Below are 5,550 nucleotides of genomic sequence, written 5' to 3'. Positions count from 1 at the left end.
TACTAAATACAAAGGCTGTGAAATTGCTCCGCTCGCACAATATGCAAATGGGCTGCTTGATGATTATGAAGCTGTAAAAAATAGCTTGATATATAAAGACATTAGCAATGGGCCATCGGAAGGCATGAATAGCAGAATTAAAATGAAGCATCGTAGAGGTGGAGGACGAGCTGGTATTGAACTGATAAATGCCTATAATGTCCTAAAAATGAGTGACCTTGCCGGATGATGTCATCTTATTTGAGAAAGAGCCTAACATCATAAATTACAGAACTCTGTTTGTCCAGTTAATTATAAAACTCCCATAAAAACCTATACAAACCGGATAAATCAACCAATAATTCACTTACGAGAGAGATATACGTACAATAAAATAATCAAATGATAACGCTCAATGAGCAAAATCTAGCTAAAGATATTCTATTGCACGTTCCTTATTATTACATCTATAACAATAAAAAACTATTCAGCAATGGGTCACACCAGCGGAATGTGGGACCAAAGGTTTCATAAGTGGCCGTTTCGGAAAGTGGCGGAGTTGATTCGATATAAAGCGGCTCTCGTTGGGATTGCAGTCGTGAGCGTGACGGAAGAGTATTCCTCTCAGACGTGCTCAGTGTGCAAGGAAATGCCGTCTAAGGTAAATGCACGGAAGGCAAATCGTAAACACCGTGGGCTTTATGTGTGTAAAGATTGCGGGACTGTGATGAATGCCGATATTAATGGGGCAATAAATATTGCTAAAAAGTACCTGGTAACATTTTGTGAGCGATCACAAGATCGACCAGTAGTGGATTTGGGCCGTCCATGGATGTATAGGTTTAACGGATCTCGGTTCGTTGCCTAGAATCCTAAAGATGCTTTCCATTTCAATGGAGAGTGGTTCACCTACATGATATAGTCCCTACTGAAACATACTAAACATGGGATACTAATAAAGTAAAGATACATGGAGGTAAGCATGAAAAAGTCAGGAGAGATTCAAAAGCACATTAAAGGGCTCACAAGTGCAAAGTATGATTCAAGAAGCGCTGAATCCAAACAACATCAAAAAAAGGATCAGAATGTCACTGAGAAAGAGTCTAATACTTAAATTGTTCAATGTAATTAGGGGTTGTAACAAAACTAGTTTATCTAGATTGTTACAACCTCTTATAAGCGATTAATTATTAACGTAGAGGCTTATTGGTGGCACTGGTAGGAACCTTTTTCTGATCATTATCAGAATTTGGTCGTTGATCATCAACATTTGCAGCATGCGTTCTCGATTTGTCAGTTCTCTTATTGCTCATTATTTTTAATCTCCTTTCCTTTAAAAAACCTTTTGTTGAGCTGATTTAGGTTATCCTTAAATGCCGAGATTGATGTAATACAAGGCATAGTCCAAGAAAAGTAATTGACTTATTCAATGATCTTCAGTTTAATAGGATTAAGAATAAGTCAGAATAGTATCGTAGATTCGTGCCTGAAAGGATTCGTGGGTATCGAGAGGAGCGTTCAATAGTGCCGTTTATAGACATTCAGGGTAAGGACACTTATTATCGCCAAAATGGTGAGATATCGGCTGATCGGACATCAGTAATATTTGTGCACGGAGCTGGGGGAACGGGTAAAAATTGGGCCTATCAATTAGCAGGAATCGATGGTTATAACTTAATTGCCCTTGACCTTCCTGGGCATGGCCGCTCAGAGGGCTCTGCCGATGATGTAATACAAGGTTACTCCGAGTTTATTTGGAGTTTTGCACAGGCCTTAGGGCTTGGACAATTTGTTATTGTCGGGCATTCCATGGGAGGAGCGATCGCAATGGAGCTCGCTTTGACCTATCCCAAAGCTATAAAAGGGCTAATCATTGTTGACAGTGGAGCTAGATTGCGAGTGAACCCCTATACATTTGAAGTTTTGAGTAGAGGTGAACACCCACTAGAAAATATCAAAAATACCTATTCTGAGAAAGCTTCTGAGCTGGTCTTGAAAGAAGCTGCTGAAGAGATGAAAACAATTCCCACGGGGGTATTCTTAGCCGATTTTAAGGCCTGTAATGCCTTTAACATCATGGATCGTATCAAGGAAATCAATCACCCTGCTTTAGTCATTTGTGGAGAAGATGATCAAATGACGCCAGTCAAATATTCGAACTACCTGGCCGACGAATTAAGGCAATCAACCCTCACAATTGTTCAGGATGCGGGGCACATGGCTATGCTGGAACAGCCAGATTTAGTCAATCAAGCGATGCGAAGTTTCTTAGGCGGTCTCCGCTAAGACTTGGTGCTCCGAGTGATTTAATGGTTAAGGGTCAAGTTCTAAACGTCCGAGAGAATTCGAGGTGGCTATATCAACCATGCTGAAAACAATGGGTGCCTATATGAATGTACCACTTGAGGATTACGATGAGGGTATGTTATTTCATGTGGTAGAATTAATGAAGGAAAAATTTCGAGAACAAGCGGTAGAGACTATTCTCGAAGATACATGGAACGTACAAAAGAAGCGACGTAAACTATGCAAAAATGAGGCTGGGGACTGGGAACTAATGGACAATGAACCTTTAGAGATTATTCATAATGAAGAATCTAAGGTTCGAGAAACGCTAGAAGTCATGACTGTTGAATTAACTGTCAAAGTAGAAGACTGCATCTGAAAGAAAACGGGGTGTGCTAATTGGCAGTCGACAAGAAAATATTGCATAAAGTAAGGGCATTGCTTAATTTGGCGCAGAACGGTGGTGACCCAGCAAGTAATGAGGCACAAAGTGCGCTTTTAATGGCCCAACGTTTAATGGCGGAAAACGGGATCAATGAAGTTGAAGTAAGAGACTCAGCAAAAAGTACCCCACCGAAAGAAGTTCTTGATGATTATGCTACGGAATTTGAAAAGTTATCCTGGTGGAAAAAGAGCTTGGGCAGGGTCATTGCCCAAAATTTTAGGTGTTATTCTTATCTCAATAAATGCAAAGGCTATACAAGGCTGGCATTCATGGGACTGAAGGAGGATACCGAAATAGCGATCATGGCATTTTCTTTCGCTACGGACTACATACGATTCGGGGCAGACCAGTTCATGAAGGCTTATCGTAAAGATTATTTATTACTTCATGGACATCGCCTAGGGATCTCTCAGCAAAGAGGGGTTCGAAATAATTATGTTGAGGGCTGGATTTCGGGCTTAGAAGCTCAATATAACGAGCAAGTGAGCAAGGAAGGATGGGGACTGGTTTTAATGAAAGATGAGTTAGTAACTCAAACTTATAAAGACATGGACTTAAAGCGCGGTCAATCACCACAATATACCAGAGTCAATACTTCAGCTGGTCAAGTAGCCTACTCTAAAGGCTATAGTGATGGCAAGGGTTTTAGTTCTGCCGCTCATGGAAGGCTAAGATAATCAGATAAAGCTAGATGATTTTTACTAAAACTTCCATAAACTTGCCATTTGGAGGATCAGCAATTATGATAGTAGATATTTAATAATCAATAACAAAGAGGTAAGTCTTGAACGGATTACTTCTGGAATTAAGAAAGGTTGAATCCAAATGGCAAAAATTGAGCTGATTGCAACTGCGGCATTTGGTTTAGAATCCATCGTAGCTCGAGAACTTAAAGTCCTCGGCTATCAGGAGTTAGTTGTCGAAAATGGCAAGGTCTCCTTCGTCACGGACGAGTTAGCTATCTGTCGCACAAACCTATGGTTGCGCAGTTCTGATCGTGTTCTGCTTAAAATGGGTTCTTTCGAAGCTCGAACTTTTGAGGAACTTTTTCAGCAAACAAAATCTCTTCCGTGGGAGGATTGGCTTCCGGAGGATGCCAATTTCCCGGTCCAAGGAAAATCCATAAAGTCCCAGCTCTTTAGTGTCTCTGATTGCCAAGCGATCGTGAAGAAGGCGATCGTGGAGCGCCTCAAGGAAAGGTATGGCCGAAATTGGTTTGAAGAAACAGGCCCCCGTTACCAGATTGAAGTCGCCCTTCTGAATAACAAGGTCACTCTTACTATTGACACGTCAGGGCTTGGTTTACACAAGCGCGGATATCGACAACTTGCTGGAGAAGCACCCTTAAAAGAAACTTTAGCAGCGGCCATGATCCAACTGAGTTACTGGAATAAGGATCGTGCCTTAATTGACCCCTTTTGCGGAACGGGAACCATTCCTATCGAAGCAGCTTTGATCGCCCAGAACCGGGCTCCAGGACTCAAGCGAAGCTTTGCTGCAGAGAAATGGCCAAATATCCCGAAAAAACTTTGGCAAGAAGCTTGGCAGGAAGCGCTGGATCTGTGGGACCGGAATGTACCACTACATATTATTGGTTCAGATATCGACCCCAATGCTTTAGTGTTGGCTCGCAAGCACGCTGTTGAGGCTGGGGTAGACGAAGTGCTTCATTTCCAACGCTTACCTGTGGCAGAAGTGCGGTCTAGGTTCAAATATGGACATATGATTGCCAATCCACCTTATGGAGAGCGGCTTGGAGATGTAACTGATGTTGAAGGACTCTATCGGGAACTTGGAGAAACGTTTAATCGTATGGAGAACTGGTCGCTTCATATGCTAACCACTCACCAATTTCCTGAACGCTTAATAGGACGCCGTTGGGACAAAAGTAGAAAACTATATACGGGACGTCTCGAATGTCATTATTTCCAGTTTTTCGGTCCGCGTCCACCCAGAGAGCTCTATCAAAAACCCAATATTAATGGCTAAAGAAGAAGTCTAATGTGTTCTGCATTAGACTTCTCTTCTATATAATATAAGTTTCTTTAATTTCTAAACTTTCTTTATTCGAACCAATCGTTCCTCCGATTAAGAGCACTGCCCCTTTAACGAAGATATCTTCTCACCAAAGGAGGGCTTTATGGGGAAGGCAACAAAGGAATTTGTTGTTCTACAGCAGCGACGACCAGATGCTAAATCCAAATATATTATAAAATACCAAAATATGTAACGTTATCCTCCGTCCTACATAAACTACATTAAGAAAACCATAAATTATTAGAATGGAGGAATATCAAATGGCTTTTGGTGGAGTAGTTGACGGAGCTTGTGGACCAAACTTGCTGTCCGGCATCGCTGTTGTAGTGGTTATTATTCTTCTGCTCATCGCAATGGGTATTGTGTTTTAAAATAAGAATCTAAAATCCATGTCAACTTTGGAAGGAGGAAATTTCATGTACGGATACGGAGCAGGTTGCGGTTTAGGAAGTTGTGTTGGCGTAGGGATTATTGCAATCGCAATTCTTATTCTTATTGCCCTTGGTGTGATTTTCTAAAGATCTGAGTTATAATATTAAGGAGCATTTCTGTAAGGATTTCCTTCGGAGATGCTCTTTTTGATTTTCATAAAGTATTTAAAGGGTATATCAGATAATTCAACGAATTCTTAATTGCTAATACAAATATTGTCATCAATTTATGCGATGGTATTATGAGAAATGATAATTTTACAAGCATCAAAAACTCACTTAGACTAAAATAGTTAAAATAATAACAAGTGGTAATTGTCAAATGCTACGCACGTAAGCAAAGAAAAAGCCCAACCCTAAGGTTGGACATGA

Annotated in this window: 8 protein-coding genes; 7 read left to right on the top strand and 1 reads right to left on the bottom strand. The window is 40.9% G+C overall.

The window, feature by feature from the left end:
- The 3 genes from JL57_RS27775 to JL57_RS35770 all read left to right on the top strand — a co-directional run.
- A partial coding sequence (locus JL57_RS27775; protein WP_034145144.1) for a transposase occupies positions 1-229 on the top strand: 229 nt, incomplete at its 5' end.
- Positions 230-472: 243 nt separating this feature from the next.
- The gene (locus JL57_RS27770) at positions 473-847 is read left to right on the top strand and encodes a transposase (protein WP_366557123.1); all 375 of its coding nucleotides are present in this window, start codon (positions 473-475) and stop codon (positions 845-847) included.
- Between the two features lie 114 nt (positions 848-961).
- Positions 962-1,093 (top strand): hypothetical protein, encoded by a 132-nt coding sequence (locus JL57_RS35770; RefSeq protein WP_291300672.1) that lies wholly within the window; start codon positions 962-964, stop codon positions 1,091-1,093.
- A gap of 76 nt (positions 1,094-1,169) precedes the next feature.
- Here JL57_RS35770 and JL57_RS35765 read toward each other — a convergent pair whose 3' ends face one another.
- On the bottom strand, positions 1,170-1,292 hold the full coding sequence (locus JL57_RS35765; protein ID WP_291300671.1) for a hypothetical protein: 123 nt from the start codon (positions 1,290-1,292) through the stop codon (positions 1,170-1,172).
- 211 nt (positions 1,293-1,503) lie between these two features.
- Between JL57_RS35765 and JL57_RS27765 the strand changes: the two genes are divergently transcribed.
- The 4 genes from JL57_RS27765 to JL57_RS27750 all read left to right on the top strand — a co-directional run bounded on the left by JL57_RS27765 (position 1,504) and on the right by JL57_RS27750 (position 4,699).
- A complete protein-coding gene (locus tag JL57_RS27765; protein WP_034145143.1) occupies positions 1,504-2,265 on the top strand; it encodes an alpha/beta fold hydrolase in 762 nt (253 codons plus the stop codon).
- Positions 2,266-2,344: 79 nt separating this feature from the next.
- Positions 2,345-2,644 (top strand): hypothetical protein, encoded by a 300-nt coding sequence (locus JL57_RS27760; RefSeq protein WP_034145142.1) that lies wholly within the window; start codon positions 2,345-2,347, stop codon positions 2,642-2,644.
- A gap of 20 nt (positions 2,645-2,664) precedes the next feature.
- Positions 2,665-3,387 carry a DUF2786 domain-containing protein gene (locus tag JL57_RS27755; RefSeq protein WP_034145141.1) on the top strand — a complete coding sequence of 241 codons (723 nt, stop codon included), beginning with the start codon at positions 2,665-2,667 and terminating at the stop codon, positions 3,385-3,387.
- A gap of 148 nt (positions 3,388-3,535) precedes the next feature.
- Positions 3,536-4,699, top strand: a complete 1,164-nt coding sequence (locus tag JL57_RS27750) for a class I SAM-dependent RNA methyltransferase (protein ID WP_034145140.1) — start codon at positions 3,536-3,538, stop codon at positions 4,697-4,699.
- The last annotated feature ends 851 nt before the right edge of the window (positions 4,700-5,550 follow it).

The sequence above is a fragment of the Desulfosporosinus sp. BICA1-9 genome (assembly GCF_000802135.1).
This window is presented reverse-complemented; position numbering and strand designations above follow the sequence as displayed.

What these genes read in the sequence shown, in the direction of transcription:
- JL57_RS27770 (WP_366557123.1), top strand. Translation starts at nt 473, where the DNA reads ATGGGTCACACCAGCGGAATGTGGGACCAAAGGTTTCATAAGTGGCCG.
- JL57_RS35770 (WP_291300672.1), top strand. Translation starts at nt 962, where the DNA reads ATGAAAAAGTCAGGAGAGATTCAAAAGCACATTAAAGGGCTCACAAGT.
- JL57_RS35765 (WP_291300671.1), bottom strand. Translation starts at nt 1,292, where the DNA reads ATGAGCAATAAGAGAACTGACAAATCGAGAACGCATGCTGCAAATGTT.
- JL57_RS27760 (WP_034145142.1), top strand. Translation starts at nt 2,345, where the DNA reads ATGCTGAAAACAATGGGTGCCTATATGAATGTACCACTTGAGGATTAC.
- JL57_RS27750 (WP_034145140.1), top strand. Translation starts at nt 3,536, where the DNA reads ATGGCAAAAATTGAGCTGATTGCAACTGCGGCATTTGGTTTAGAATCC.